26 protein-coding genes and 3 tRNA genes are annotated in these 26,884 nt (G+C 45.1%); 22 read left to right on the forward strand and 7 right to left on the reverse strand.

Features of this window, described 5'->3' with window-relative positions:
- Positions 1 to 270 precede the first annotated feature (270 nt).
- The 7 genes from pyrR (at position 271) to pyrE (ending at position 9,003) form a co-directional block, all read left to right on the forward strand.
- Positions 271 to 819 carry a bifunctional pyr operon transcriptional regulator/uracil phosphoribosyltransferase PyrR gene (gene pyrR, locus ACSQ8O_RS17255; protein WP_056612614.1) on the forward strand — a complete coding sequence of 183 codons (549 nt, stop codon included), beginning with the start codon at positions 271 to 273 and terminating at the stop codon, positions 817 to 819.
- Between the two features lie 5 nt (positions 820 to 824).
- Positions 825 to 1,724, forward strand: a complete 900-nt coding sequence (locus ACSQ8O_RS17260) for an aspartate carbamoyltransferase catalytic subunit (protein ID WP_436242674.1) — start codon at positions 825 to 827, stop codon at positions 1,722 to 1,724.
- Positions 1,725 to 1,745: 21 nt separating this feature from the next.
- Positions 1,746 to 3,029, forward strand: a complete 1,284-nt coding sequence (locus ACSQ8O_RS17265; protein WP_436242675.1) for a dihydroorotase — start codon at positions 1,746 to 1,748, stop codon at positions 3,027 to 3,029.
- A gap of 183 nt (positions 3,030 to 3,212) precedes the next feature.
- Complete coding sequence (carA, locus tag ACSQ8O_RS17270; protein ID WP_436242676.1) at positions 3,213 to 4,385, forward strand: glutamine-hydrolyzing carbamoyl-phosphate synthase small subunit; 1,173 nt, start codon at positions 3,213 to 3,215, stop codon at positions 4,383 to 4,385.
- Positions 4,372 to 7,581 (forward strand): carbamoyl-phosphate synthase large subunit, encoded by a 3,210-nt coding sequence (carB, locus tag ACSQ8O_RS17275; protein ID WP_236287585.1) that lies wholly within the window; start codon positions 4,372 to 4,374, stop codon positions 7,579 to 7,581. The genes carA and carB overlap by 14 nt, the downstream gene beginning before the upstream one ends.
- Positions 7,582 to 7,596: 15 nt before the next feature.
- Positions 7,597 to 8,325 (forward strand): orotidine-5'-phosphate decarboxylase, encoded by a 729-nt coding sequence (gene pyrF, locus ACSQ8O_RS17280; RefSeq protein ID WP_436242677.1) that lies wholly within the window; start codon positions 7,597 to 7,599, stop codon positions 8,323 to 8,325.
- A gap of 36 nt (positions 8,326 to 8,361) precedes the next feature.
- Complete coding sequence (gene pyrE / locus ACSQ8O_RS17285; protein ID WP_436242678.1) at positions 8,362 to 9,003, forward strand: orotate phosphoribosyltransferase; 642 nt, start codon at positions 8,362 to 8,364, stop codon at positions 9,001 to 9,003.
- A gap of 194 nt (positions 9,004 to 9,197) precedes the next feature.
- On the opposite strand, the gene ACSQ8O_RS17290 is transcribed toward pyrE, so the two are convergent.
- A complete protein-coding gene (locus tag ACSQ8O_RS17290; RefSeq protein WP_436242679.1) occupies positions 9,198 to 10,079 on the reverse strand; it encodes a LysR family transcriptional regulator in 882 nt (293 codons plus the stop codon).
- Between the two features lie 112 nt (positions 10,080 to 10,191).
- Here ACSQ8O_RS17290 and dapA point away from each other — a divergent pair, with 112 nt between their 5' ends.
- Together dapA and ACSQ8O_RS17300 are read left to right on the forward strand one after the other, a co-directional pair.
- Entirely contained in the window at positions 10,192 to 11,076 is an 885-nt protein-coding gene (gene dapA / locus ACSQ8O_RS17295; protein ID WP_436242680.1) for a 4-hydroxy-tetrahydrodipicolinate synthase, read from the forward strand.
- 21 nt (positions 11,077 to 11,097) lie between these two features.
- Positions 11,098 to 11,490 carry a RidA family protein gene (locus tag ACSQ8O_RS17300; RefSeq protein ID WP_436242681.1) on the forward strand — a complete coding sequence of 131 codons (393 nt, stop codon included), beginning with the start codon at positions 11,098 to 11,100 and terminating at the stop codon, positions 11,488 to 11,490.
- Between the two features lie 196 nt (positions 11,491 to 11,686).
- Here the strand turns inward: ACSQ8O_RS17300 and ACSQ8O_RS17305 are convergent, their stop codons facing one another.
- Entirely contained in the window at positions 11,687 to 12,190 is a 504-nt protein-coding gene (locus tag ACSQ8O_RS17305; protein WP_436242682.1) for an N-acetyltransferase family protein, read from the reverse strand.
- A gap of 24 nt (positions 12,191 to 12,214) precedes the next feature.
- On the reverse strand, positions 12,215 to 13,609 hold the full coding sequence (locus tag ACSQ8O_RS17310; protein WP_436242683.1) for a dipeptidase: 1,395 nt from the start codon (positions 13,607 to 13,609) through the stop codon (positions 12,215 to 12,217).
- 227 nt (positions 13,610 to 13,836) lie between these two features.
- Between ACSQ8O_RS17310 and ACSQ8O_RS17315 the strand changes: the two genes are divergently transcribed.
- The 3 genes from ACSQ8O_RS17315 (at position 13,837) to ACSQ8O_RS17325 (ending at position 14,251) form a co-directional block, all read left to right on the forward strand.
- Positions 13,837 to 14,001: a hypothetical protein gene (locus ACSQ8O_RS17315; RefSeq protein WP_164483565.1), complete on the forward strand. Its 165-nt coding sequence runs from the start codon at positions 13,837 to 13,839 to the stop codon at positions 13,999 to 14,001.
- Positions 14,002 to 14,090: 89 nt separating this feature from the next.
- Positions 14,091 to 14,167, forward strand: a tRNA-Met gene (locus ACSQ8O_RS17320).
- Positions 14,168 to 14,177: 10 nt separating this feature from the next.
- Positions 14,178 to 14,251: transfer RNA gene (locus ACSQ8O_RS17325), tRNA-Ile, on the forward strand.
- A gap of 132 nt (positions 14,252 to 14,383) precedes the next feature.
- Here the strand turns inward: ACSQ8O_RS17325 and ACSQ8O_RS17330 are convergent.
- Complete coding sequence (locus ACSQ8O_RS17330; protein ID WP_436242684.1) at positions 14,384 to 14,992, reverse strand: DUF7010 family protein; 609 nt, start codon at positions 14,990 to 14,992, stop codon at positions 14,384 to 14,386.
- 157 nt (positions 14,993 to 15,149) lie between these two features.
- Between ACSQ8O_RS17330 and ACSQ8O_RS17335 the strand changes: the two genes are divergently transcribed.
- The 7 genes from ACSQ8O_RS17335 (at position 15,150) to ACSQ8O_RS17365 (ending at position 21,352) form a co-directional block, all read left to right on the forward strand.
- Entirely contained in the window at positions 15,150 to 16,397 is a 1,248-nt protein-coding gene (locus tag ACSQ8O_RS17335; protein WP_436242685.1) for a hypothetical protein, read from the forward strand.
- Between the two features lie 60 nt (positions 16,398 to 16,457).
- Positions 16,458 to 17,183 carry an ABC transporter ATP-binding protein gene (locus tag ACSQ8O_RS17340; RefSeq protein ID WP_056612588.1) on the forward strand — a complete coding sequence of 242 codons (726 nt, stop codon included), beginning with the start codon at positions 16,458 to 16,460 and terminating at the stop codon, positions 17,181 to 17,183.
- Positions 17,170 to 17,922, forward strand: coding sequence for an ABC transporter permease (locus ACSQ8O_RS17345; protein WP_436242686.1), 753 nt, complete (start codon positions 17,170 to 17,172; stop codon positions 17,920 to 17,922). Before ACSQ8O_RS17340 ends, ACSQ8O_RS17345 begins: the two co-directional genes overlap by 14 nt.
- Positions 17,923 to 17,934: 12 nt before the next feature.
- Positions 17,935 to 19,359 carry a sensor histidine kinase gene (locus tag ACSQ8O_RS17350; protein ID WP_436242687.1) on the forward strand — a complete coding sequence of 475 codons (1,425 nt, stop codon included), beginning with the start codon at positions 17,935 to 17,937 and terminating at the stop codon, positions 19,357 to 19,359.
- A gap of 17 nt (positions 19,360 to 19,376) precedes the next feature.
- Complete coding sequence (locus ACSQ8O_RS17355) at positions 19,377 to 20,072, forward strand: response regulator transcription factor (RefSeq protein WP_436242958.1); 696 nt, start codon at positions 19,377 to 19,379, stop codon at positions 20,070 to 20,072.
- Positions 20,073 to 20,189: 117 nt separating this feature from the next.
- Positions 20,190 to 20,468: a DUF2277 domain-containing protein gene (locus ACSQ8O_RS17360; protein ID WP_057314704.1), complete on the forward strand. Its 279-nt coding sequence runs from the start codon at positions 20,190 to 20,192 to the stop codon at positions 20,466 to 20,468.
- Between the two features lie 140 nt (positions 20,469 to 20,608).
- Positions 20,609 to 21,352, forward strand: coding sequence for a DUF1906 domain-containing protein (locus ACSQ8O_RS17365; RefSeq protein WP_436242688.1), 744 nt, complete (start codon positions 20,609 to 20,611; stop codon positions 21,350 to 21,352).
- A 66-nt stretch (positions 21,353 to 21,418) separates the two neighbouring features.
- Here the strand turns inward: ACSQ8O_RS17365 and ACSQ8O_RS17370 are convergent, their stop codons facing one another.
- The gene (locus tag ACSQ8O_RS17370) at positions 21,419 to 22,453 is read right to left on the reverse strand and encodes a hypothetical protein (protein ID WP_436242689.1); all 1,035 of its coding nucleotides are present in this window, start codon (positions 22,451 to 22,453) and stop codon (positions 21,419 to 21,421) included.
- A gap of 276 nt (positions 22,454 to 22,729) precedes the next feature.
- Between ACSQ8O_RS17370 and ACSQ8O_RS17375 the strand changes: the two genes are divergently transcribed.
- Positions 22,730 to 23,560: an alpha/beta hydrolase family protein gene (locus ACSQ8O_RS17375; RefSeq protein ID WP_436242690.1), complete on the forward strand. Its 831-nt coding sequence runs from the start codon at positions 22,730 to 22,732 to the stop codon at positions 23,558 to 23,560.
- 183 nt (positions 23,561 to 23,743) lie between these two features.
- The gene (locus tag ACSQ8O_RS17380; protein WP_436242691.1) at positions 23,744 to 25,750 is read left to right on the forward strand and encodes a methyl-accepting chemotaxis protein; all 2,007 of its coding nucleotides are present in this window, start codon (positions 23,744 to 23,746) and stop codon (positions 25,748 to 25,750) included.
- A 143-nt stretch (positions 25,751 to 25,893) separates the two neighbouring features.
- Here ACSQ8O_RS17380 and ACSQ8O_RS17385 read toward each other — a convergent pair.
- Positions 25,894 to 25,966: transfer RNA gene (locus tag ACSQ8O_RS17385), tRNA-Val, on the reverse strand.
- Between the two features lie 252 nt (positions 25,967 to 26,218).
- Here ACSQ8O_RS17385 and ACSQ8O_RS17390 point away from each other — a divergent pair.
- Entirely contained in the window at positions 26,219 to 26,413 is a 195-nt protein-coding gene (locus ACSQ8O_RS17390) for a hypothetical protein (protein ID WP_436242692.1), read from the forward strand.
- A gap of 46 nt (positions 26,414 to 26,459) precedes the next feature.
- Here the strand turns inward: ACSQ8O_RS17390 and ACSQ8O_RS17395 are convergent, their stop codons facing one another.
- Positions 26,460 to 26,750: a hypothetical protein gene (locus ACSQ8O_RS17395; protein ID WP_436242693.1), complete on the reverse strand. Its 291-nt coding sequence runs from the start codon at positions 26,748 to 26,750 to the stop codon at positions 26,460 to 26,462.
- Between the last annotated feature and the right edge of the window lie 134 nt (positions 26,751 to 26,884).

Below are 26,884 nucleotides of genomic sequence, written 5' to 3' on the forward strand. Positions count from 1 at the left end.
TCCTGTCGAAAGTGGCATAATTCTTTTAATTACATATGTGCCTTTAAAAACAGTCCAGAGAGGCTGGCAAGGTAAAACGATAAGAAAAGTCGGGTAATGCTGAATCGAGAATTCAGCAAGCTTACGGATGTGCGCATCCTATAGCCCCGCTCTATCTCTTTATGCACTCGTAAACTCCTTGCCAAGAATTGGGCAAGGAGTTTTTTGGTTTTACCACCAGAAAACGTATGTGAATGCTGACGAAGATAGTTTAGCCAGGAGGCGAAAACGATGAATGAGACCACCGAACACACCATTATTGATGAAATGGGAATTCGCAGAGCACTTACGCGGATTGCACACGAGATACTGGAAAAGAATAAAGGTGTAGAGAATTGTACCTTGATTGGTATTCGGACCCGAGGCATTTACTTAGCGAAGCGAGTAGCAGAACGGATTCTAGAAATTGAAGGCGTACCGATTCCAGTGGGAGAGATTGACATCACGTCTTATCGCGATGATCGCGTGAAAGTCAGATCGGTGGAGAACGTGCAAGAAGGCGGCAAAATGCAAATCCAAGATCGCAAAATCATCCTTTTCGATGATGTGCTGTATACCGGCAGAACGGTAAGAGCCGCGATGGATGCGCTAATTGACTTAGGCAGACCGCAAATGATTCAACTGGCTGTCCTTGTAGACAGAGGGCATCGGGAACTTCCAATCCGGCCTGATTATGTGGGCAAGAATGTACCGACGTCCAAGAGTGAGAGCATTGAAGTGATGTTAACGGAAATTGATGATAAAGATGAAGTTATTATCCAAAGGGGGAAACAGGAGTGAGTAGCGTGAGCACATATACAACTAGACATTTCTTGGGACTGAAAGGCGTTAGTGCAGAGGAGATCACAAGCATTCTGGATCGTGCAGCCTATTGGGAACAAAGCCCTAACAAAGTGAATAACCAATTCCAAGGCAAATTCGTATCCAACTTATTTTTTGAAAATAGTACAAGAACTCGCTTCTCCTTTGAACTTGCAGAAAAGCGCCTTGGTGCAGATGTCCTGAATTTCTCCGCGGCAGAATCCAGTGTTCAAAAAGGCGAGTCCATCTACGACACAGTTCGCACGCTTGAATCCATGGGGATTGATGCTGGTGTGATTCGACTAAAGCCTAATGGTGTGCTGCAAGAGCTAGCTGAGACAATCAAAATCCCGCTCATCAACGCAGGGGACGGCAATAACGAGCATCCAACGCAAGCGTTGCTTGATTTCTATACAATGCGCAAGCAATTCGGCGCTATCAAAGGTTTGACGGTCTCCATCATCGGAGACATTCTACACAGCCGCGTTGCTCGCTCGAACCTCTGGGGCTTAATCGCGTTGGGAGCGAAAGTTCAATTCTGTGCTCCAGCAAGTATGCAGGCTCCAGAGTTGGCACAGTTCGCACCGTATGTGTCCTTCGAAGAGGCTTTGAAAGCTGATGTCGTTATGATGCTTCGAGTGCAATTAGAACGTCATGACACAGGGTTGCTGAACTCAGCTGAGGAATATCGCGCACAATATGGCTTAACAGTAGAACGTGCAAGCCGCATGGCTCCTCATGCGATCATCATGCATCCTGCTCCAGTTAATCGCAATGTGGAACTAGATGATGAACTCGTGGAACATGAGAAGTCCAAGATCTTTACACAAATTGCTCATGGTGTGCCGATTCGTATGGCTGTCATTGAACGAGCTTTATCATAACTTTGAGGAGGATTTCACAAGATGGGAATTTGGATTCTAAACGGACTAACCGTTGATGCGAATAATGTACAAACTAAGAAACATGTTTTAGTCGAAAATGATAAAATTGCACAGGTTGTTGATGCTTCTAATGGCGAAATTCCGCAAACAGCGGGTCATGAAGTCATTGACGCTGCTGGCAAGCTTGTATCACCTGGTTTCATTGATATGCACGTGCATTTGAGAGAACCTGGCTTCGAACATAAAGAGAACATTGCAACTGGAACACGTTCTGCGGCAAGAGGCGGTTTTACTACGATTGCTTGCATGCCAAATACAAGACCGGTTATTGATACCGTAGATACGGTAAATTACATATTAGATAAAGCAGCAACAGAAGGCGTTGTACGCGTCATTCCTTACGGTACGATCACGAAGAACGAGCTTGGCCGTGAACTGACTGACTTCGCAGCATTGAAAGAAGCTGGCGTTATCGGGTACACGGACGATGGCGTAGGGGTTCAAAGCGCGCAAATGATGAAGGATGCCATGGCACTTGCCGCATCACTCGGTATGCCAATCATCGCACACTGCGAAGATGACACATTGGTTGTAGGAGCGCCAGTAAACGAAGGTACTTTCGCGACAAAGCATGGCTTGAAAGGTATCCCGAATGAATCCGAAGCGATTCATGTTGGCCGCGACGTATTGCTAGCGGAAGCAACTGGGGTACACTACCATGTATGTCACGTCAGCACAGAGCAGTCGGTTCGTTTGATCCGTCATGCCAAACAGTTCGGCATCAAGGTAACTGCTGAGGTTTGCCCGCATCATCTGCTTCTTTCAGAAGAAGACATCCCAGGGATGGACGCGAACTGGAAGATGAACCCGCCGCTTCGCACACCTCGTGATGTACAGGCTGTTATCGAAGCGTTGGAAGATGGCACGATCGACATTATCGTGACAGACCATGCGCCGCATACAGAAGAAGAGAAAGCCAAAGGCATGTTGCTAGCACCATTCGGAATCCTTGGATTCGAAACAGCTTTCTCCTTGCTGTATACAAAATTTGTACTTACAGGCAAATGGACTCTTGGATTCCTAGTGGATCGCATGACCAAAAAGCCTGCTGACGTATTCGGTCTTCCATACGGAACTTTAGAAGTGGGCAGCGCGGCTGACATTACAATCGTTGATCTGGATACAACGAAAGCCGTTCTGAAAGAAGAAATCGTATCACGCAGCAAGAACACCCCGTTCATCGGTTGGGAACTGCAAGGTTGGCCGGTTGTCACGATCGCTTCGGGTAAAGTTGTGTACTCCTAAGTTCAAAAAATAGCCTTAATTTTAAAGCCCAAATCACGAGAAGCATCTATACGATTGCGTTAAAATCGTGTATATTTATACAGAAAGATTAATCTTTATGCAAGTCCTTGAATCATTACATGGTAAGCATGACATCTGCGGTTCGTGAGAACCGCCTGACAATAGCGAAGGAGTTGAAAGAACATGCAGGCAAGATTGTTGCTGGAAGACGGCACTCTTTTTACAGGAAAATCGTTCGGTAGTGAAGGTGAATCCGTCGGCGAGGTTGTATTCAATACAGGAATGACAGGTTATCAAGAGGTGCTTTCGGACCCTTCATATTGTGGACAAATCGTAACAATGACATATCCATTGGTAGGGAACTACGGTGTGATTCGTGATGATTTTGAGTCCGTACGTCCCTTTATCCATGGTTTCGTTGTGCGTGAGCATGAAGAAATTCCAAGTAACTGGAGAGCACAATACACGCTAGGCAGCCTGTTGAAAGAATACGGCATCGTAGGGATCAGCGGCATCGATACACGTATGTTGACTCGCAAACTTCGTCATTATGGCGTTATGAAAAGTATCATCACAACGTCGAATAAATCTGTAGAAGAATTGATGGCAACTCTTAAAAACACACCGCTTATGACGGATCAAGTTTCCCGTGTGTCCACGAAAAGTGTATTCGGTGCTCCTGGGCACAAAGAACGTATAGTTCTTGTGGATTTCGGCGCAAAAAGCGGCATCATCCGCGATCTTAGCAAACGCGATTGCGATGTTGTTGTTGTGCCTCAAAACGCAACAGCTGAACAAATTCGCCGCTTAGCACCAGATGGCGTATTGCTTTCCAATGGCCCTGGGGATCCGAAGGATGTTCCACACGCAGTTGAAATGATTAAAGGTTTGCTTGGCGACATTCCATTATTCGGAATTTGCTTGGGTCACCAATTGTTCGCACTTGCGTGCGGCGCCGATACAGATAAATTGAAATTCGGTCATCGCGGCGGTAACCACCCGGTTAAAGATTTGATCTCCGGACGTTGCTACATTACATCGCAAAACCATGGCTACACGGTTAAGGAAGATTCCGTCCAAGGAACGAACCTTGAAGTGACGCACATTAATAATAACGATCGCACGATCGAAGGCTTACGTCACAAGCAATACCCAGCATTCTCAGTTCAATATCACCCAGAGGCAGCACCTGGACCATTCGACTCCAGCTACCTGTTCGATGATTTCATCTCGCTGATTCGTCAGCACAAACTAGATAACCCACAGCAGCCGCGCCAAGCGCAAATGCTTGCTCAGTGGAATGCTTCCACGGCATCGACATCTGTGAAGGAGGAACTGCAATATGCCAAAAAATAATACACTCAAAAAGATTCTCGTTATCGGTTCCGGACCGATCGTTATTGGTCAAGCGGCGGAGTTCGACTACGCTGGTACGCAAGCTTGCCAAGCATTGAAAGAAGAAGGCATGGAAGTTATCCTGATCAACAGCAACCCAGCTACGATCATGACGGATACGAACATGGCTGACAAAGTATACATCGAGCCAATTACACTTGAGTTCGTGACACAAATCATTCGTCAAGAACGTCCAGACGGTTTGCTGCCAACACTTGGCGGACAAACGGGTCTGAACATGGCGGTTGAACTTGCTCGTGCAGGCGTTCTAGAGAGCGAGAACGTTAAGCTTCTAGGAACACAACTTACGGCGATTGAAAAAGCAGAAGATCGTGACCTTTTCAGAGACTTGATGAGAGAACTAGAACAGCCAGTACCAGATAGCGTTATCGTAACGACAGTCGCGCAAGCAGTTGATTTTGCCAATGAAATCGGCTTTCCAATCATCATTCGTCCTGCTTATACACTAGGTGGAACAGGCGGCGGTATTTGTAACACGATGGAAGAACTAGTGGAAATCGTTGCTTCCGGTATTCGTTACAGCCCAATTGGTCAGTGTCTCGTAGAGCGCAGTATCGCGGGTATGAAAGAAGTCGAGTATGAAGTTATGCGTGATGCGAACGACAACTGTATCGTTGTGTGTAACATGGAGAACTTTGATCCAGTTGGTGTACATACAGGCGACAGTATCGTAGTAGCACCAAGCCAAACATTGTCGGACCGTGAGTACCAAATGCTTCGTTCTGCTTCCTTGAAAATCATTCGTGCTCTGAACATTGAAGGCGGATGTAACGTTCAATATGCACTAGATCCACATAGCTTCCAATATTATGTTATCGAAGTTAACCCGCGTGTAAGTCGCTCTTCGGCGCTTGCTTCCAAAGCAACTGGCTATCCAATTGCGAAAATGGCAGCGAAAATTGCGATTGGATACACACTTGATGAACTCGTTAACCCAGTTACAGGACAAACATATGCTTGCTTCGAGCCAGCACTTGATTACATCGTATCCAAGATTCCACGTTGGCCGTTCGATAAATTTACAGCTGCTAACCGTAAGCTAGGAACACAAATGAAAGCGACTGGCGAAGTTATGGCGATTGGCCGTACGTTCGAAGAGTCCATTCAAAAGGCGATTCGTTCCCTAGAAATCGGTGTTCACCGCTTGTTCTTGAAAGAAACGGATTTACTAGATAAAGAAACATTAGAGCTGCGTTTGGTAAAACCAGACGACGAGCGTATCTTCTTACTAGCAGAAGCGTTCCGCAGAGGGTATACCGTGGAAACACTGCAAAATTTGACGAAAATTGACTGGTGGTTCTTGAACAAATTAAGTGCACTTATCGCGTATGAAAAGGAAATTGCAGCGAAGGATTTGACAGCTGAGCTTATTTTCGAAATTAAGCGTAAAGGCTTTACAGACCGTGCTGTAGCGGAAATTCGTACATTGGCAGGTTGCTCGACTTTCACGAAAGAAGCGGACGTAAGAACTTTCCGTTTGCAAAATAATATTAAGCCCGTATACAAAATGGTAGATACATGTGCGGCTGAGTTTGAAGCTTCAACGCCATACTACTACTCCACCTATGAGCAAGAAGATGAAGTAACAGAAACGACCAAAGAAAAAGTTGTTGTTCTAGGATCGGGTCCAATTCGTATCGGTCAAGGGATTGAGTTCGATTACTCCACCGTTCATGCGGTATGGGCAATTCAAGCGGCTGGTTACGAAGCGGTTATTATCAACAACAACCCAGAAACAGTTTCAACAGATTTTAACACATCGGATCGTTTGTACTTCGAACCATTGTTCTTCGAAGATGTTATGAACGTAATTGAGCGTGAGCAACCAATCGGTGTTATCGTTCAATTCGGTGGACAAACTGCCATCAACCTGGCTGCACCATTACACAAAGCTGGTGTACGTATCCTAGGTTCTGACCTAGAAAGTATCGATACAGCAGAAGATCGTAAGAAATTCGAAGCTTTGCTTAGCAAAATTTCAGTAGCTCAACCTCCAGGCGGCACAGTAACATCAGTCGATCAAGCGGTTGGTACAGCTGCGAAATTCGGATATCCGGTTATCGTTCGTCCTTCCTACGTACTTGGTGGACGCGCAATGGAAATCGTCTACTCCGATGAAGAGCTTCTGAGCTACATGGAATATGCGGTGAAAATCAACCCTGAGCATCCGGTTCTAATCGATCGATACATGCTTGGTAAAGAGGTAGAGGTTGACGCAATCTGCGATAGAGAAACAGTTCTGATCCCAGGGATCATGGAACACGTGGAACGCGCAGGGGTTCATTCTGGTGACTCCATTGCGGTCTATCCGCCACAATCCATCTCCGATGAGATCAAGCAGCAAATCATCGAGATTACGACGAAAATCGGTTTAGAGCTTAACGTTGTTGGTCTAGTGAACATCCAGTTCGTTATTCATAACGATCAAGTGTATGTGATCGAGGTTAACCCGCGTTCTTCCAGAACTGTGCCTTTCTTAAGCAAAGTGACGAACATTCCGATGGCGAACGTGGCAACACGCGTAATCATGGGTCAATCACTAGCAGATATGGGTTATCAAAGTGGTCTATGGCCAGAAGATAAATACGTATCTGTCAAAGTACCAGTATTCTCCTTCGCGAAGCTTCGCCGTGTAGATACAACACTCGGACCTGAAATGAAGTCCACAGGTGAGGTTATGGGTCGTGATGTGAATTTTGCAAAAGCCCTGTACAAAGGACTCATCGGTGCTGGTATGAAGATCCCTGCTGCAGGTTCCGTCGTGGTAACCGTAGCTGATAAAGATAAAGAAGAAGCGATTGAAATCTTGAAAGGCTTCTATCGCCTAGGTTACAAAATTATTGCAACAGGTGGAACTGCCGAAGCGATTGCTCAAGCAGGACTTCCGGTTACAACCGTCAACAAGCTTAGTGAAGGTTCACCAAACATTCTTGACCTCATCCGCAGCGGTGATGCTCAGTTCGTCGTGAACACATTGACTAAGGGCAAAACGCCTGAGCGTGACGGCTTCCGCATTCGTCGTGAAGCAGTAGAGAACGGTGTAGTATGTATGACATCGCTTGATACTGTAAGAGCGCTAGTGAATATGCTTGAAGCTATCAACTTCTCCTCACGTGCAATGCCAATACATGTCTAAAGGATGGTGCCAAACATGAGTACGTTAACTCGCAACGATGTTACCGGACGCATCATGGTCGCCTTGGACTACGCGAATGCGGAAAGTGCTGAAGGGCTGCTTAAGCAGCTCGAAGGCATACCGTGTTATGTAAAGGTAGGAATGCAGCTGTTTTATGCTGCAGGTCCTACCTTTGTCGCGAGTCTGAAGGATCGCGGCTATAAGGTGTTCCTCGACGTGAAGATGCATGACATTCCGAACACGGTCAAGGGCGGCGCGGAGAGCGTGACGCGCCTTGGGGTTGATGTGTTCAATGTACATGCAGCCGGAGGCAAGTACATGATGGAAGCCGCCTTGGAGGGTGTCGACAAGGGGCTAGCTTTAGGGGCAGCACGTCCGATCGTGATCGGCGTGACGCAATTGACTAGCACCTCGCAGCAGGTGCTGAATGACGAGATCGGCCTTGCCGGTACAACCGAGCAGGCCGTCATTCGGTATGCCCGCTTGGCGCATGCCGCGGGGCTTAACGGGGTCGTCGCGTCACCGCTTGAGGTGACGGCGATTAAGGCGGCGTGCGGTGTCGGCTTCGTCACCGTGACACCAGGCATCCGCCCGGCGGGGGCCGACATCGGAGACCAGTCGCGCATTATGACGCCGGCTGAGGCGTTCGCGCAGGGGACGGACTATGTCGTGATCGGGCGTCCGATCACAGGCGCAGCGGACCCAAGAGCAGCGATTGAATCGATTATCGATTCAATCGTCTAGGCACTTTATTTTAACTTTGAAAGGAACGGTGAGCGTATGAGTAATCTCGAAACAATCGCACAGCATATTGCAGCGTCGTTATTAGATATTGAAGCCGTGGCTCTTCGTCCACAACAACCTTTTACATGGACATCGGGACTGAAATCCCCGATTTATTGTGATAATCGTTTGACCATGTCTCACCCTGCGATCCGTGATGCGATTGCCGATGGCTTCGTTGCTTTGATCAAGGAAAAATTCCCTGAAGCTGAGGTTGTGGCAGGAACAGCAACAGCTGGAATCCCACATGCGGCTTGGGTAGCTCAGAAGCTAGGTCTTCCGATGATCTACATTCGCGATAAAGCGAAAGGTCATGGTAAAGAGAACTTGATTGAAGGTTCCGTGAAACCAGGACAAAAAGTCATCGTTATCGAAGACCTGATTTCCACAGGAGGCAGCTCGCTGAAAGCAGCGGTTGCGGTAAAAGATGCAGGCGCTGAAGCACTTGGCGTTCTTGCGATTTTCTCTTATCAGCTGGATAAAGCAACGGATGCATTCGCGGCGGCAGAAATGCCTCTTCACACACTTTCTAACTACTCAACCTTGCTTGAGGTAGCTTTGGAAAAAGGGAAGATCCAGCCAGATGATATGGAGCTCCTACGTTCTTGGAGAGTTAATCCATCCGCTTACGGCGTATAACTGCTTGTTTCAGTGACGGAAATTGACGAACTGTGTTGCTTCCTCTATACTAGAGTGGTCTTGCAACAGACTATCAAGATTTTGCGAATACCAAGCAGGTTACCGTACGTTCGGCGCCTCACTTGTGCGCAAATCTTGAATTGACTTACAATTAGAAGAAGCTCTACCTTTTCGCAAAGGTGAGCTTCTTTTTTTCATTCAACGGGTTGTTTAGTCAACAATTGAATGAACGCTTGCAAGGGTTGGGACATCCATTTTTTGGGATGAAGCACTAGCTGTAAGTCCATGGAAAGTTGGTTATGCGTAAAAGGAAGCTGTGCAAGCTTGCCGATGGCCAGCTCATTCGCTACGGTGATACGAGGTAACAAGGCGATGCCTAATCCGCTCATCACACATTGTTTGATGGCTTCAACGTTGCCTAACTCGAAACCGATTTGTAAGGCGACGGCATTATCTTTAAGTAATCTTTCAAACTTCCCTCGATAAATGCAGCCTTCCTCGGTGACGATGAATTCCGTGTTCCCCAGGTCCGTAAGCTGAATATCAGATTGTTGCGTCAAAGAGTGATCTAAAGGTGCAACGAAGACGAGTTGTTCTTCTCGGACACTTGTACAAGCGAGCGTGGGATCTGCCGGATATTGATCTAACAGAAGGCCAATATCATAATCTCCTTCTTTGACCTTGGTGAGGATAGAAGCTTCACTATCAGGAAATAGTTGAATATTTAAACCTGGATACAGCTGTTTAAGCTTATGCAAAAATGGGGGCAGATAATAGGCTGCTAATGAGTTAATGGTCCCGATGGTCAACGTTCCACTAACTTGATGGGCTATCATTTCCTTAGATTGGTCATAAAGTTCCAACAATTGTTGCGCTATTACTAGTAAGCTTTCTCCAGGTGGAGTTAGGCGTAACTGTCGGCCATACCTTTCGAATAAGGGGACACCATATTCACGTTCTAACTTTTGAATTTGCATGGTAATGCTCGATTGGGCATACCCTAATTCTTCAGCAGCACGCGTGAAGCTTTTCCTACGGGCAACCTCCCGCAAGGTGCGGAAATACGTCAGATCCATGAATAGCCTCGCTTCATTATCAATATTTTTGATGAGTTCTATCATTTATTATAGCTAACTGTGATGAAGAGTTCCATGCTAAAGTAAATGTACAAACAAACGAAGCAGGGAGATGGTTATTTTGCTAAAAGAACAAGACCTACAGGGGTTATATGTACCCATTGTCACACCTTTTGATGAAGAGTTTGAAGTGGATGCTGCATCTTTTTATAATCAGGCTTATAACTTATTTCAAGATGAAATAGATGGATTGGTTGTCAATGGGACAACGGGAGAATCACCAACGATCACGAAAGACGAGCTTGGCGTGTTGTTTGCTACAGCTCAAGCCGCTCGCGACGCTGCTCACGTTGATGTGCATTTAATCGTTGGAACAGGTACGAACGATACGCGTTCAACCGTTCGCAAAACAGCAGAAGCAGGCAAACTTGGTGCAGAAGCTGCATTAGTTGTAGTTCCGTATTACAACAGGCCGAGTCAGCAGGGGATTATTGAACATTTTCGTCAGGTGGCGGGGGTTGGTGTACCGGTGATCTTGTATGATGTGCCGCATCGTACAGGTGTAACGCTTGAGCTGGATACGGTTCGGACCATTCTAGATATCGATGGGGTCATCGGGATGAAGGACAGTACACCGAATATTGCCCTGGTCACGGAATTGACTAGAGTAGGCTCTAAACCTGTACTGTGTGGCGAGGACACTTTGCTGTATGCGGCACTGCAGTCTGGCGCCAAAGGGGTTATGAGTGCTTCTGCGAATGTGGAGACGGAGAGGTTTGTTTCTTTTATCCGCAGCTTCGTTAACGGGGCACATGAGGAGAGTCGAAGAGAGTTCGAAGAGCTCCTTCCGCTTATTCGTCTGCTATTTCAAGAGCCGAATCCAGCTCCTATTAAATGGCTGCTTCACCAACAAGGTGTCATTGGTTCAGGCGCGTTACGATTGCCACTATTGCCGGTGACAGAGGGATTACAAGCGAGACTAGCGGTTTATTTGTAAAATGTAAGGAGCGATTGCGTAATGAATCGAACGAGAGTGTATACAGGCTCACCATGGGAGCCAGTGGTCGGCTATTGCAGAGCCATTCGTGTAGGTGATCGAATCGAGGTAGCCGGGACGACAGCCATGAAAGACGGCGAGGTTGTTGGTGTAGGTAATGCGTACGAGCAAGCCCGGTTCATCCTTCAAACGATTGAGCAGGCGCTCCAAGAGCTCGGCGCACAGCTTTCTGATGTGGTGCGAACGCGGATGTTCGTGACTGATATAACGTTATGGGAAGAGTTCGGTAAAGCGCATGGCGAGTATTTCCGTGATGTGCAGCCCGTTGCGACGATGGTCGAAGTGAAAGCGCTGATTGACCCCCGATTGCTGATTGAAATAGAGGTAGAAGCGATTGTGGCGAAGGGCGAGTAGAGAATGGTGTGACGTAGAGTAAAATGAAGTGAAATTGACTGAATTATCTGTAGTTTTTCCATCTATATGGAAGAAGAACCACAATTGGTTCAGGTTTACCCAAACGATCAACAAAAAAGCGCCACATCTCACTAACATCGCGAATATGATTTCGCGGGTAGGGGAGGAGTAGCGCTTTTTATTTTACGAGTGTCGACTAACCAACACGTTTGCCCAAAATGATCAGATCGCGCTCAACGCCATCTAACTCAGCGACGCCAGGCAAATGCGCCCAATTCGTGAATCCGAATTTGCGGAAAAGCTGTAGACTCGGCTCATTGTGTCCAAATATAAAACCTAACAAAGACTTGATCCCTAGCTTTGGACTAGCTTCAAGTGCTTGTTCCATCAAATATCGACCGATCCCTTGGCCACGATACGTTTCATCTACGTAAATACTGACTTCCGCTGTTGCGTTATAGGCGGGACGTCCGTAGAAGGACTGAAAACTCAGCCAACCACAAATGCCGTTCTCATTTTCAAGCACCCAAAGTGGACGGAAATCCGCAGAGTGTTCGTGAAACCAGCGTTCCCGTGAAGATGTTGTGACGGGGTCTGTGTCGGCAGTAACCATGCGTCCAGCAATCGTGGAATTGTAGATACGTACGATTTCTGCTAAATCTTCCAATTGTGCATCACGCATGTGTAATTGATTCCCCATAGAAGTTACTCCTTTTACTCTACCTTAGTTAGATTCTGTTGTAGTTACGGCCAATGCAGCTAGCTTCAACCAGTAACGGCTAATCGTCTCAGTCCCATTGTCCCAATTCATCAAATGGAAATGTTCATTCGGAGCATGAAGATTCTCCCCTGGCAGACCAAAGCCCATAAGTACCACAGGTGCGTCTAAGACGCGACCTAACACTTCGACAATCGGAATTGATCCTCCGCTGCGCGTATAGACCGGCCATTCACTGAATGTTTCTTCATATGCTTCTGCTGCCGCTACCATAACGGGTTCATCAATAGGTGTAATGAAGGGATTCCCTCGCAATTGGCGATCTAACGTAACTGACACGCCTGGAAGAGACTGTGCATGTATATGGGCTTCGACCAGATCCATGATTTCCTCAGGAACCTGCGCAGCGACGAGGCGACATGCAATTTTGGCAGTAGCCCGATTCGGAATGATTGGTTTAATTCCCTCACCTTGAAAGCCGCCGCTAACTGACGTGATTTCAAGTGTAGGGCGGGATGTCGTTTGTTCGTAAAAGGAGAATCCTTTCTCCCCATAAAGCTCTGTGACATTCAAATTCGTGCGAACTTTGTTTTCATCCGGCTCCACTTTCTTGAAGGCTTCACGCTCTTTGTCCGAAAGTTCGATAACACGGTCGTAGAACCCTTGTACAGCTACTCGGCCATTCTCGTCATGAAAAGAGCTTAACAGCTTAGTCATAGCGTGAATTGGGTTCTGTACAGCACCGCCGAATAGACCAGAATGCAGATCACTATTCGCGCCATCGATTGTGATTTCGAATCCCGCTAAGCCGCGAAGTCCATACATGAGTGCCGGTTTACCAGGACCGTGCATTTGCGTGTCGGAAAGTACGATGGAATCAGCTTGCAATTTAGCAGCATGTTCTTCAACAAAGGCAGGGAGATTCTTACTAGCAATTTCCTCTTCACCCTCGATGCAGAATTTCACGTTAACTGGAAGTGAACCCTGCGTTTGTAGAAAAGCTTCAACAACCTTCACATAAAGCAACAGTTGCCCTTTGTCATCGGTACTTCCGCGACCGAACAGCTTATTATCACGGATTACGGGTTCAAAAGGGGGCGTTTCCCACAACTCTAATGGCTCAGCGGGTTGCACATCATAATGACCATAAATCAAGACCGTCGGTTTGCCGGCGGCATGTAACCAATCGGCATAAACGACAGGGTAACCTTTCGTAGGCATAATTTCAATGTTTTCAAGTCCAGCCTTTTGTAAAGATTGAGCCGTCCACTCCGCGCATTTCTGCATATCCGGTTGATGCTGGGCAACTGCACTTATACTTGGGATCCGCAAAAAAGCCATGAGTTCCTCTATGTGTTTTTCCCTATGCGTTTGTAAGTAACTTTTGATTGACTCGATCATGGATTTTTTCTCCTTTTTTCTCACTGCCAAATTGTCTACATCACTTAACTTCCCCAAAAACAGGGAAAATCCTGCTATGCTTGTAAACCGTCACATTTTATTTGTCATATGGTCAAATAGAACGACTTTTCCCATATTTCAGATCGTCTTTGGACAATACTGCTAATAAGAGATCCTTTATATGGATAAGCTAAATGTAACGATCTGACTACAATGGAGGGATACGCATGAACTGGATATATTGGGCGAAATTATACGATTCGAAGTTTCAAGCAGGTGTTTTAGCGAAACGTATGGAAGAAGATTGGTGGATCTATGGGTATGAGTGCCCGCAGGAAGTTGAGGTTTATAAGTCGAAGAAAGGACGCTTTGGCGTCAGATACAATACATAAACGAATTAATTATGCATAAAATTAACGCTTGACTAAGCCATCTCCGTTGGTGTATATTTATTTTTGTCGCTGTTGAGCGGCATACATGACGCGGGGTGGAGCAGCTCGGTAGCTCGTCGGGCTCATAACCCGAAGGCCGCAGGTTCAAATCCTGCCCCCGCAACCAAATTTCATTAGGGCCTATAGCTCAGTTGGTTAGAGCGGTCGGCTCATAACCGATTGGTCGGGGGTTCGAGTCCCTCTGGGCCCATTGTACGGAAACCCTTGGTATATAAGGGTTTTTATTTATTTTAGAGACAGAACAAGCCGCTCGTTCTCATCAATGCTGATGGGAATGAGCGGCTTGTTCTTTGTTTGTGCACGTTTGTGCACAATGCTTTGATTAGGATTGTTTCAGCTGTTTCAGTATGGTCACCCAGATTCTCAAACCAGTCACCCAGAGCGTCACAGCTGACCCAAATCCGATAAACGTAGACATCGGAATGAGAGATACATCGCCGAACGTGGCGTTGATAGGTAGAAATAGTGAAATGATGCCTAGCATACACATTACAATACCCGTACCATAATAAAATTTTTCTCGAAATAATGTAGCTAAAGGAAAGAAATGAATACCAACAATCATCGCCATGACAGGGAAAAAGACTTCAAAATGATCGAGTGCATTGCAAATGACACTTGCAAGAAAGATCGCAACACCTTCCAAGCCAAAAATCAAACCGAATTTTTGGTTTAATCGCTTCGTTTCTTCCTTTTCTTTCGGAGTAACAGATTGATTCCTACTGCGAGATTTAACAAAGAGTGAAATGGCTCCGCTCAGTAAAATCAATGTTATTAGTACTGAAAGAACAAGTGGCCATGGAGCTCCAAGTCGATTTGAACCTACAATGCCAATGGATGACCAGAGCGCACCAAAGAAAGTCATGAACATGACGCCATTGGCAGCTCCTAAGACAGTGGATTTAGACAATTTTACAAATTCACTCATCATTCATCATACTCCTAGCATTTAAAATTTAATTTCTACGCAGTTACGATAAGAGTTAATACTTTGTTAATAATCCATTTAGATGGATTCAATAAGCGTATACTAAAATAACTAGTAAGGAAACGTTTCCCGCAAATTGTTTTAAAAAAGGAGAAGAGAAATGAAACTTAGCAAAAAATCAATAACAGTACTTTCTTTTACGGTTGGAGCTTGTCTGTTTGTATCTACGGCATTCGCTGATGCGCTGCTTGGATCCGGATATGACCGGTTGAAGGATTCAGTGAAAAATACGGCGTCTGTGATGGAAAAGGGTCTTAACAACTATACGGTTGAGACGATGTATACACTGAAAGATAATGATAAAATTTTGATTCAATCGTCTAATTTCATGAAAATGGATACGGTAAATCAAGTGAAAGAGAATAACGAGGTAACGAAAAACGCCAAAGGTGAAACGACCTCCAGATATACGTATGCTGACAAGAAGCAAACGATTGACAAAAACGAATTGGACAATACATATTATGTATTTGATCATTCGGCGGAAGTGAACCAAAACCGTAAAGGTCCAGCCGATTTCGATAACCCTTTTAAAGAAAAGGGAGCAACGGAGGTTGAGAAAATCGTTGACGCTGTTGTTGGCTCTTTGAAAGATTATGTACAAGTTGAAGAAAGCGCAAATGGAGGTAAAGTGTTCTCGGGCAGTTTGTCAGAGGCACAAGTGCCGGCCATCGTGAATGCAGTTTCCTCCTTCGGTATCAAACAAATGCTGGATAGTGAGAGAGATTTACCAGCTATAGAGAGCGATATTTTCGTGAAAAAGGTTGTAGGTACGGCAAATGAGAGTAAAGATGGTTATCTAGAAAATCTGACGGGTGAGATCACGCTGTCAGGAAAAGATAAAAATGGGGTTCAGCATGACTTAAACCTCAATGTGATGTTAAAGCTGTCTGAGATTGGCAGTACAAAGATTACTATGCCTGATCTAACTACAGCCAAGGTTGAGAAGGTTAGTCGTTCTGGTGGATTCAGCTCTAAATATGTGGGAACCTATCAAAATGATATTATTTTGGACAAAGACGGTAAATTCGTGAAGATCGGTGAGCGAACAGTTAAAATCACAAGTGTAGATGGCGACAAAGTAACAGGTACGTATTCCGAAACCGTAAATCCTGGATTTGAGAAAGAGTATCCAAACAAGGATGTATTTAATTTCGAATACAATTTGTCGACGTCTCCAGCATTTACTTACACAGACTCGAAGGGTGAACAGAAGCAAGGGATGATTCATCCAAGCATGGCAGGTAAGATTTATTTTGAAATGAATCTAGAAATGGATAAAAATGGTTACAAACAAAGTAACATGAAGCCTTTCTATGATGGAGAATTTAATCGCGTATTTGAATAGAAATGATTCTCAGGAGGCTGCGGATAGCGGCTTCCTGAGATTTTTTAGGGAGATGATGAATTGACTGTCAAGGCGATTGAAATAACGGGCTTAACCAAGTCATTTACGAATGGCCGAGGAATCAGCGATTTGAATTTAGAGGTAGATCAAGGTGATATATTCGGTTTCCTTGGACCTAATGGTGCGGGCAAAACGACAGCTATGAAGATGATTACAGGACTCATGAAGCCAGATCGAGGCGATGTGAAGATTTTCGGAGCGAGCGTGGCAGAAGACTATGTCAACGCAATGAAATATGTAGGCTGTATTATTGAAACAGCGGAATCGTATCCTTATTTGACGGCAAATGAGAATTTGAGACTGTTTGCAAGATTTTATCCTGAAATCGATCAGCGTAGAATTGATGAATGTCTTGAAATTACAGGGATGCTGAAATATAAAAATGAGAAATCACAAAAATTTTCGCTCGGGATGAAACAAAGACTGGGGATAGCGGCGGCGATTCTATCGAAGCCGAAACTGTTAATTTTGGACGAACCTTTAAATGGACTGGATGTGGAAGGGATGCTGGAGATGAGGAAGTTGATCAAACAGCTTTCCCAGGAAGGCACGACCTTCTTTATATCGAGCCACTTGATTCACGATGTGGAATTAACGTGTTCGAGAATCGGGATTATTTACGGAGGCAAGCTGGTTAATGTAGAATATACCCAACATATTCTGTCATTTTATTCGTCGCTTGAGAATTATTTTGTTAGTGAGGTGGACAGGAATGGTAGGGTTTAAAGCTGCATTTATGAATGAATCCGTGAAGCTGCTTAAAAAGAAAAAAATCATGGCAGCCGCGATATTATCCATTCTTGCCGTCATGATCGGTCAAATTGCTGTAACGACGATTAAACATGGTCTTGGATTAAGAGTTGTAGGGAGCGTTGAATTTCCCATAGCCGTACTGTCGTTTGTAACGTATACGCTGTTACCTTTATTTGCAGTATTTGTAGCCATTGATATGTTTAATGGTGAGTCCTCATCGAATACAATGAAAATCACTCTTTTAAGACCAGTATCTAGATTCGGCGTGTTTACAGCTAAGGTTTTGAATTTAGCACTATTTATTGCTGGTAATCTTTTATTTATTATGGTTCTATCGCTGTTAGCCGGGTTTATATTTAATCCTTCGTCCGCCAGTTTCATTGGTATCGTAAAGGTGCTGGTGTCATATGGCTTAACTTTTTTTCCTGTATTTGTGTTTGCGCTTATCGTTGTGCTGCTAGCCAATCTCATTCAGGGAGGACTAGCCGTATTTTTCCTGTCCATTCTTGTATTTATTGGATTTAATTTTCTGGGCATTGTCTTTTCATCCTATTCCAGTTTTTTTATCACGTCGATGTTTGACTGGTATACCCTTTGGATATCTGAATCCATCAATGTCTTCAAAATAAGCCGCCAGATTCTAATTATTTTCGGTTGTGGTATCATGTTATTTACGATGGGGTATTACTTGTTTGACAGAAAGGATATATAGAAAGGAATCTACATGCACTTAACGAAACGTTTTTTCACGATGAATACGCTGGCTGTGCTGCTTTCCATTGGTTTAACGATCTTGGCTGTCATTATTTTTATTGCTACGTATACGAAAGTTTTGGGCCGCGAAGCCGGTATAGAGCAGTTTCAACGAGCGTTTGAAGTTCGTGCAGCCATCAGTGAGATTAAAAGAGAAGCGCTGATCCTGGGGTTCGAGGGACTCCTGGATACGAAGTATCAACAAGAGCTCGCTGATCGCGTGAACGTTTTGAATGCCAGTGCGATCCTTATCGTGGGCAGAGAGGTAATGTTCGCAACGCAACATTTTAATAAGATAGATATCGAGAAAAGCATAATGCTCTCCAGTGACTCTGATCGAAGTGAGATCGAGCTTGATGGCAAAACTTATATGTTTAACAGAGCAGATTTCAAACTCTTGTCAGGCGATTCGGGTATTCTACTGCTGCTTGCCCCAATCAAGGTGAATACAAAGGTATATTGGATGCTTGGCATCTTTACGATTAGTTTTTTCACAGTTGTTTTTTTGCTGATGAATATATGGATTTCCTATAAGTTCTCACGTCGTATTATAATTCCAATCGCCAGATTAAAGGATGCCGCGGTCAAAATTAGGGAAGGCGATCTTACTGGAGAGATTTCCGAGGATGGCGAGGGCGAAATTCGGGAATTAGGGATAACCTTGGAGTTAATGAGGATCAAATTGAAGGAATCTGTTTATTTACAGCAAAAATATGATGATAATCGAAAGTTTCTAGTTTCAAGTATTTCTCATGACTTAAAGACCCCTGTGACTTCCATTAAAGGCTATATCGAAGGCATTATTGATGGAGTTGCGAAGACGCCTGAGAAGATGGAGGAGTATCTGGAAACAGCGCGCTCCAAAGCTATTTTGGTCAATGCGATGATTGATGATCTACTTTTATATTCAAAACTCGATTTAAATCAGCTTCCTTACCATTTTGAGAAGAGCGATTTGGCTAGTTATTTTGAGGATTGTGTGGCAGATCATAAATATGAATGTGAAAAGGCGCATGTAGCCATCGCATTAATCAATGAGTTAAAAGAGCCTGTCAAAGTATTAATAGATGGCGAAAGATTAAAGAGGGTCGTGCAAAACATCATTGATAATGCCATGACGTATGCCGGAAAAGCTAATGGCAAGATTGACATTATACTCAGGGAAACTAGAACATCTGCGATTATTGAAATTAAAGACAATGGAAATGGCATACCCGAGGACAAGCTTCCTTTTATATTTGAACGATTTTATCAAGTAGATCCTTCAAGAAAGAATGGAAGTGGACTGGGTCTAGCTATAGCTAAGCAAATTATTGAAGGGCACGATGGGAAAATATGGGCCAAGAGCTCTTTAGGTGAGGGAACCGGGATCATGATATCTCTTAAAAAGTTCTAACATGTTTGGAGGTTATGATGAAAAGAATTTTGATTGTTGAAGATGACCAGAGCATTGCCAATTTGCAAAGAGATTATCTGGAGTTAAGCGGTTATTCAGTTAAGATGGTAAATAACGGCACGGATGGTCTGAGAGCGCTCAAAGAGGAAGCGTTTGAGCTTGTTATCTTAGATATCATGCTGCCCGATATAGATGGGTTTGAAGTGTTGAGAACGATACGTGAGAATGATGATATTCCTGTACTTTTGGTATCGGCGAGAGCAGAGGAAATTTATAAAGTGAATGGTTTAGGCCTCGGTGCGGACGATTATATTACAAAGCCGTTCAGCTCAGGGGAGCTCGTGGCTCGGGTAGGTGCCCATCTGAAAAAGTTCGAGCGGATGAAAGAGCGATTTGGTAAAGGGAATGAGGGGAGCTCGATCCAGATTAGGGGTCTTGAGCTTCAGAAGGATGCCAGACGCGTGTTTGTGAACGGAAATGAAGTTGTCCTGGCTCAAAAGGAATTTGACCTGCTTCTGTTTCTTGTCCAATATCCTAATCGGGTATTTGGCAAGGAAGAATTATTTGAGCGGATCTGGGGAATGGATGCGATGAGTGACGCCTCTACAGTAACGGTTCATATTGCCAGGATTAGAGAGAAAATCGAGGAAACCCCTTCTAAACCTCAGTACATAGGAACCGTTTGGGGATCTGGATATAGATTTATGGTATAGACCTATTGAAGGTCAGCGCCTAGGTGTACGCGATCTTGAAAAAACAATGGGCATCTATTATATTGAGAACAGAGTATGTAAATGGTAAATGGGATGCCTAGCCTGGAGGAGTACGATATGTGCCGAAATATTAAACCACTTTTCAACTATGAACCGGTCGTGACAGAAGATGAAGTTCGGGCAGCGTCCCTGCAATTTGTGCGCAAGATCTCAGGTTTTACAGAGCCTTCTAAAGTGAATGAAGCAGCTTTCCAGTTGGCTGTACAAGAGGTAGCGTTGGCAGCACAGAAGCTAATGGACTCTTTGGTTACGCATGCGGAGCCTCGGAATCGAGAAGTAGAAGCGCAGCGAGCCAAAGAGCGAAATGCAATCCGCTTTGGTACGAAAGAAGTTTAATGGATTAAAGCAATGGGCTTTTCTCTAGAGAGAAAAGCCTTTTTTCATGCCCGAGAACGGGACTTTAGATGCCTGGTGGTGTCGGGTCTCGTTCTTTTGGCATATGCTGTAAATACCAATTGGAAAGTAGGTGATGGCAAGTGGCGAAAGGGTTTGATTGTTCAACACCGCTTACGGCACAAAAAGCGGCTGCTTTCGTCGGACAGGGATATACATTTGTCGCCAGATATTTGGTACCAAGCGGTGCAAAGGCATTAACGAAATCAGAGTCTGACGCAATTAGTGCAGCTGGTTTAGAGTTGGTTTCTGTTTATGAAACAACGGCGAGTCGTGCTCTTGGTGGAAGAAGTGCTGGTTTGGCGGACGGTGCAACAGCTTTGCAGGTTGCCGCGCAAGTGGGTCAACCGGAGGGCAGCTGTATCTATTTTGCTGTTGATTTTGACGTATCGTCTGCTCAAATGCCAACGGTTATCGCATATATTAAAGCGGCGAGTGAAGCTACGCCTGCTTACACGACGGGTGTGTATGGTTCATACGCCGTCATGGAGGCAGTATATGCCGCAGGGGCTTGCTCTCGGTTCTGGCAAACCTATGCTTGGAGCGGAGGTAAGAAATCGACGTTTATTCAGATTTATCAATACCTCAATGATGTCATGGCGAATGGTATAGCTGTTGATTATGATGAATCGTATGGGAATGAAGGCTGGTGGAATAAACGGATTACGCCAGAACCACCTAGCTATCCACTTACTGTGAATGATGCCAATGCGATCATTCCCTTCCTATCAGCAGGTTATGGAGCAACTTCATCCGTACCTGCACAGAATGAGTTTCATCGACTCGCCAATGAATTACGTAAGGTTTCGGGTCAATCCGTGCAATAGAAACGGTGAAAAAATAAATAAGTAAAGCCCGACTGCTTTGGGACTTCCAAAGTGGCCGGGCTTTACTCATTGGATCACCGCGCTGCGTATGTACCACCGATCTTGTACCGAGGCGCGTTCAAGATGGAAGAGCACGCGGCGACTCGAAACCGCGGAAGCTCTAGCCCCTGTCATCGTCACGTCGACAGCTGTGTCGAACTGCAGGAGCTGGGATGTATCCAGCTCCTTGAACTTGGACAGGCGGCGCATGCTTCGCACATGCATCGCCTGTTCTTGCCCTGTGGTGACCTGCAACAGCTGCAGGTCACCTTGGTGTGCAGCGCTGATCCAAACGTCGATCAGCGCCCAGGGGGAGAGCTTGCTGACGTAGTCCAGCAGCAAGCCTGCAGCTCGGTGCACCATGACCTGGTGCGCCGGGTCAGCGGAGCGGGAGCCATGGGTCACGCTCCCTAGGAAGTGAATACAGAAATGACCATTGAAGTCATTTCCCGGTATACCATCACCGCCATGCGGCATGCCATGCATGGAGGCGGCGAGCGTGCGGCCATTCAGCTTCACTAGGACCGCGCGGCGGTCCCAGCTCCATTGGCCGCCATAAATGCTTTTGAGCGTCGCGGAGTCGGTTTTCGTTAGCGGCTGTACATCCGCATGGTGGGAGCCTGCGCGACGCTGCCCTTCAAAGCTAAGTCCGCTCATCACATCAATGACGGTAAATGAACTGTATTTTGGGAGAACAAGACTTGCTTCTTCCCAAGGCAGCATCTCGCCATAATGCTTAGTGCGAAGGGATTGCACTTGCGCTTGCAGCGTTTCCTGAGCTGATTTGGGGAGATTGATCTGTTGCTTCAAAGTCCAATCAACGACGTCTCCGCTTGGGGTGACCCCAAGATAAAGTGGTTGCCCCTTTTTGTAATACATGAGTGTGGTGTCTGGGGGAATCGGTTCTAAAGATGCATCGCCTGCCGTACCTTCTTCCAATGCGCGTTGTAATGTTTTATTGACGAAGGAAAGTTCTGTTTGATAAAGAGCACCGGGTGATGCTTTGACTTGAAGTTGAATGGTTCCCGCCTCGGCGGCCGTCTCTTTGTGTAACGGTTCCATATGTTGTGCTTGTGAGCGGCTGTTAATTCCTTGACTCAAAAGTTGAGTTAGAAGGAAGGTGAGAAATAGTAGTCGCAGTTTACTGCGTTTTCGGCTTGATAACAGGGAAGCTTCCTCCTTATCGTAGGGCATTTTTGTCAAAGATGCGAGTTGGTTGTTTTACAAGAAATTTACAGGCTCGGTTGGCTAAAGTTGTCTTGTCTGAGTTAGATTGTGATAAAATGACAAAAGTATACGATTGATTATTGATTTGGTAACGAAAGGCAGGAGAAACAGATGGAGGACTATAAAGGAATACCTTTTGAACTACATATGTCAGAGCAGCGTATCGTACGAGGCGATATTTATAAAGCAAAGCAAGAACCGAGTAAGGGCACCTTATTACTATTACATGGTTATAAAGGCTTCAAAAACTGGGGGATGTTCCCCCATGTCGCAAGCGAATTAGCAGATGATGTTGATGTCGTTGCCTTGAATTTTTCCCATAATGGAGTGGGTGAAGATTTGATGGATTTTACAGAACTAGAGAAATTTGCAGGTGATACCTATTCTAAAGATCTAGAGGACGTACAAGTTATTATTGCGGATATTCATAAACACGTAGGTACGGATAAGCCAATCCTCTTACTGGGTCATAGCAGAGGCGCTGGTGTAAGTTTGATCTATGCGTTGGATCATCCTGAGGAAATTGCAGGCGTCATCAGCTGGAATGGGATTGCTCATGTCGATTTGCTCACACCTGAGAATAAAGCGGAGATGAGGGCCACGGGCCGCTCCTATACCTTGAATGGACGAACAAAGCAGATGATGCCGCTCGATCTTGAAATCCTAGAAGATATGGAACGCAACGAAGAGAGATTTGATATTGTTGAAAGAATTCGTGAAGCGACCTTCCCCATTGCACTTATTCAAGGCACGGAAGACGGAGAACGGTTGCTCAAAGGTTCTGAAAAGCTAGTCGCGAACAACGCAGCGATTCAATGGATGAAGATTCCAGGGGGCAACCATACCTTTGGGAGTGTACACCCGTATCAAGGAGAGACGCAGCCTCTGAGAATGGCGATCGAGGAGACAAAAGGTACAATACGTAGCATGCTGAATCTGTAAAAAAGGTGTTAAAGGGCTTTCTGGGAGTAGATCATTTCTACTTCCGGGGAGCTTTTTTTAGTGCTATCGACCTACAAAATCGCAAGATTCCGTCGAATGATAGGTCTTTTAGCAGGAATATGTTGGTAAATGACGAAGTGGAATATTTAGAATTATTGAAATTACAAAAAAAGGGAGAACAAGATGGCTATCAAATCAATCAAGTACAAAATCATTTGGCCCTTAATGGTCGTATTGTTTGCAGTGTCCGTAGGGACAGCAACACTAACGTATCAGCAAACGGCTGAAAGTCTTCATGAAAAAGGTTTCACGACACTAGAAACAGCTCGAATAGGCATTGAAAACGCAATAATTGCGAGAAAGACAACGGAAAGTGTGATGGAGAAGGAGATGGTCGGACAAGCAGCCCTTCTGTCGTATATGTATGATAAAATTCCGATGAACTATAAGCAAGCTGTGGAAATAGCCGAGCGCTCCGGTATAGATGAGTTTTGGATCACCAATGCACAGGGTCAGTTGGTACTGACAAATGCGGGAGAAAAGATAGATTTTAATTTCGGTGCTGATCCTAAGAATCAAGCTTATGAGTTTATGGATTTAATTTCTGGTAAGCAAAAAGTTGTCACACAACCGGCTCAACAACGAAGTGTCGATCCTAAAGTGTATAAATATGTGGGAGTGTCCGGTTGGTCATCGCCACGCATTGTACAAACAGGAAGAGATGGAGCCACACTAACAGAACTCGATAGTAAAATAGGAGCGAAGCCGGTACTGACGCAATTAAAGTCAGAGCTGGGCGGAGATGTGCTATTTGCAGGAGTTGTTGATGCCACTGGCAAACTCGTTGCTTCATCCGATGATGCGGTTACGCAGTTAGACGCGAAGCTGCTAGACTCCCTTAGTGTAAGTTTAACTGGGGAGCATAAAGCGTATGAGACGATGTCGTACAATGGAACCAAAGCCAAGTATTATTTTAGAGCGTTATCGACGGGTCAAGTGCTTGTATTGACGTTGTCGGAGCAAGTCTTGAGAAACTTCTTCTACACGACATGTATTGCCACATTGGCAGGCTTACTAATCGCGGGGGCGGTATTATTTTATATTGTTAGCCGTCAGTTCAAAAGGCTAGAGAGACTGCAATCCGCCATGGTTGCGATCGCTCAGGGGGATGGAGATTTGACGAGAAGGCTTCCCGATACCTCGATGGACGAAATCGGCAGACTGTCGACGGCGACCAATCAATTTATTGAGAAAATTCATGTGATTGTCAAGGATGTTAAGCAATCTGCACATCTGAGTAAAGGCAATGCCGATCATATTCAAGATTCGATGGAGCAAACCAAAACGATCTCATATGAAATTAATACGACCATTCATGAATTGGCAACGGCTGCTGGAACTCAAGCGGAGGTAGTAGAGGATGGATTGAAGGGTGTTCACGAATTGGCAGAATTGATTGACGACACGAAGGGACATGTTCAACTTTTACAGAATAATAGCGCGATTATTCGTGAAAAGGAAGAACGTGGCGCTGAAGCGATGCGCGCGATGATCGAGTTGATCCGCAATAACGTTACCGTGACCAAAGAAGTAGCGGCCAGCGTAAGCAAACTTATGCAGGATATTGACGCGATTAAAGAGATGGTCTCCACGATTCACGGCATCTCGAGACAAACGAATTTACTTGCGCTTAACGCTTCGATTGAGGCAGCACGAGCTGGCGAAAACGGCCGCGGATTCGCCGTAGTTGCTGCTGAGGTGAGAACACTTTCCGTTCAAGCAGGCGAGGCATCTGAGCATATTCAGACGTTGATTGAGAATGTTATGCATTCTGCACAGCTAACATCCGCAGCGATGGAGCAGTCGCTTCACATCGTGGGCTCGCAAGAAGAGAATGCAGGACAGACATCAGATACATTTGATTTCATTCATTCCTCTTTGCAACAAATCCATGAATCCATTGAAAGTATCTCGGCTGATATGGCGCATGTTGATAACCGTAAAAACATCATTGTTGGCTTTATCGAGCTTTCCTCCGCGAGTTCCGAGGAAACAGCAGCCAGCTCCGAGGAAGTTTTGGCCAATGTGGAGACGCTGGGACAAATGTTCGAGCGTGTACATAAAGAGTCGATCGAGCTGCATGATCAGATGACAGGTTTGCAAGAAGTGGTTGATAGATTTAAGGTGTAGAAGTCTTATGCTGAAGAACCCTGGGAGGGGTTCTTTTTGCGTAGCGGGAGATGTGAAGGGAAGAGGTTGCGCTAGTAAGTTGGACCATCGTGATTGAAACAGAAACCCGCGAAGCACTAGGCCTCGCGGGTTTCTGTTGTGTATGACCTGTAGTGGGCTCGAACCACTGACCCCTACCCTGTCAAGATAGTGCTCTCCCAGCTGAGCTAACAAGTCGTTTATTTATACAGTTAGTAATATACCAAATACCCGAGAGATTGTCAATTGTTGGGGTGTGTTACTTCTGCCCCAAAAGATCAACTTATGTAGGATAGAATATGGTTTTCGTCTCTTTTTGGATCGCGGAATATTGGAGATGGTCAATATAGTGAAGTAATGTTTCCTATTTGAACGATGTTTCTTCATATAGCTTTCATCTTGCGTGAATTTATGGTAACTTGAGAACATTAGAGTTTGGGAGGATTAGCTATGACGAAACAACAACATCGTTGGAATTTACGTTTGAAGAGTAGTAATATGTATTTAGGTACGGTGTACCTAGGCGATCCGCTACCTGAAGTGGAAGATGTGATCATGATCGGTGAGAAGAAATATGCGATTCTTGAGCTCGGCAGCACACGTGACGCAAGTGACGTTTTTGTAGAAGAAGTGAAGAAGAAGTAATGAAATAACCGAAGGAGCAGATCCAAGTGATCTACTCCTTCTTTTTTTATGCAATGTGGTATAAGGACGCAAGGCAATCAACGAACATTTTATTATACTCTTCACGTGTGAGGTCTTTACTGCAAGCGATGTCTCTTCCTAAAAATTGAAACCAAGTGATTTCTGTAAGGTTTTTCTTGTACACAAACTTGTCATGCTGAATAAGAAAGGTATCATTTTCGAAAAAAGGTACTTTGTCAAATTGCAGTGCTGGTTCGTTTTGTTTTTCGCTCACTAATGTGGCCAGTAAAATTAACATGCGGAAAGGATCGCGGAAAATTTCGTATTGCGTGGTCATGGTTTCAACACTCCTTTTTCGGGTATCCGAGCAAGGTAATCATACTAAAGCTAGAGGATTAATTATAGGTGTTTGTGGAAACTGGTGAGAAAATTCAAGGGAAATCGGAGGAATTTCAAGGAAATAGAAAAAAG

Source organism: Paenibacillus sp. LjRoot56 (genome assembly GCF_964253335.1).
Classification (GTDB): domain Bacteria; phylum Bacillota; class Bacilli; order Paenibacillales; family NBRC-103111; genus Paenibacillus_E; species Paenibacillus_E allorhizoplanae.

Excerpts from the sequence above, each read along its gene's own strand:
- ACSQ8O_RS17335 (WP_436242685.1), top strand. The coding sequence starts at position 15,150 with ATGAAACTTAGCAAAAAATCAATAACAGTACTTTCTTTTACGGTTGGA.
- carA (WP_436242676.1), top strand. The coding sequence starts at position 3,213 with ATGCAGGCAAGATTGTTGCTGGAAGACGGCACTCTTTTTACAGGAAAA.
- ACSQ8O_RS17390 (WP_436242692.1), top strand. The coding sequence starts at position 26,219 with ATGACGAAACAACAACATCGTTGGAATTTACGTTTGAAGAGTAGTAAT.
- ACSQ8O_RS17350 (WP_436242687.1), top strand. The coding sequence starts at position 17,935 with ATGCACTTAACGAAACGTTTTTTCACGATGAATACGCTGGCTGTGCTG.
- pyrE (WP_436242678.1), top strand. The coding sequence starts at position 8,362 with ATGAGTAATCTCGAAACAATCGCACAGCATATTGCAGCGTCGTTATTA.
- ACSQ8O_RS17300 (WP_436242681.1), top strand. The coding sequence starts at position 11,098 with ATGAATCGAACGAGAGTGTATACAGGCTCACCATGGGAGCCAGTGGTC.
- ACSQ8O_RS17355 (WP_436242958.1), top strand. The coding sequence starts at position 19,377 with ATGAAAAGAATTTTGATTGTTGAAGATGACCAGAGCATTGCCAATTTG.
- ACSQ8O_RS17310 (WP_436242683.1), bottom strand. The coding sequence starts at position 13,609 with ATGATCGAGTCAATCAAAAGTTACTTACAAACGCATAGGGAAAAACAC.
- ACSQ8O_RS17380 (WP_436242691.1), top strand. The coding sequence starts at position 23,744 with ATGGCTATCAAATCAATCAAGTACAAAATCATTTGGCCCTTAATGGTC.
- ACSQ8O_RS17375 (WP_436242690.1), top strand. The coding sequence starts at position 22,730 with ATGGAGGACTATAAAGGAATACCTTTTGAACTACATATGTCAGAGCAG.
- ACSQ8O_RS17370 (WP_436242689.1), bottom strand. The coding sequence starts at position 22,453 with ATGGAACCGTTACACAAAGAGACGGCCGCCGAGGCGGGAACCATTCAA.
- ACSQ8O_RS17290 (WP_436242679.1), bottom strand. The coding sequence starts at position 10,079 with ATGGATCTGACGTATTTCCGCACCTTGCGGGAGGTTGCCCGTAGGAAA.
- carB (WP_236287585.1), top strand. The coding sequence starts at position 4,372 with ATGCCAAAAAATAATACACTCAAAAAGATTCTCGTTATCGGTTCCGGA.
- ACSQ8O_RS17395 (WP_436242693.1), bottom strand. The coding sequence starts at position 26,750 with ATGACCACGCAATACGAAATTTTCCGCGATCCTTTCCGCATGTTAATT.
- ACSQ8O_RS17345 (WP_436242686.1), top strand. The coding sequence starts at position 17,170 with ATGGTAGGGTTTAAAGCTGCATTTATGAATGAATCCGTGAAGCTGCTT.
- dapA (WP_436242680.1), top strand. The coding sequence starts at position 10,192 with ATGGTTATTTTGCTAAAAGAACAAGACCTACAGGGGTTATATGTACCC.
- ACSQ8O_RS17305 (WP_436242682.1), bottom strand. The coding sequence starts at position 12,190 with ATGGGGAATCAATTACACATGCGTGATGCACAATTGGAAGATTTAGCA.
- ACSQ8O_RS17315 (WP_164483565.1), top strand. The coding sequence starts at position 13,837 with ATGAACTGGATATATTGGGCGAAATTATACGATTCGAAGTTTCAAGCA.
- ACSQ8O_RS17330 (WP_436242684.1), bottom strand. The coding sequence starts at position 14,992 with ATGATGAGTGAATTTGTAAAATTGTCTAAATCCACTGTCTTAGGAGCT.
- ACSQ8O_RS17360 (WP_057314704.1), top strand. The coding sequence starts at position 20,190 with ATGTGCCGAAATATTAAACCACTTTTCAACTATGAACCGGTCGTGACA.
- pyrR (WP_056612614.1), top strand. The coding sequence starts at position 271 with ATGAATGAGACCACCGAACACACCATTATTGATGAAATGGGAATTCGC.
- ACSQ8O_RS17265 (WP_436242675.1), top strand. The coding sequence starts at position 1,746 with ATGGGAATTTGGATTCTAAACGGACTAACCGTTGATGCGAATAATGTA.
- pyrF (WP_436242677.1), top strand. The coding sequence starts at position 7,597 with ATGAGTACGTTAACTCGCAACGATGTTACCGGACGCATCATGGTCGCC.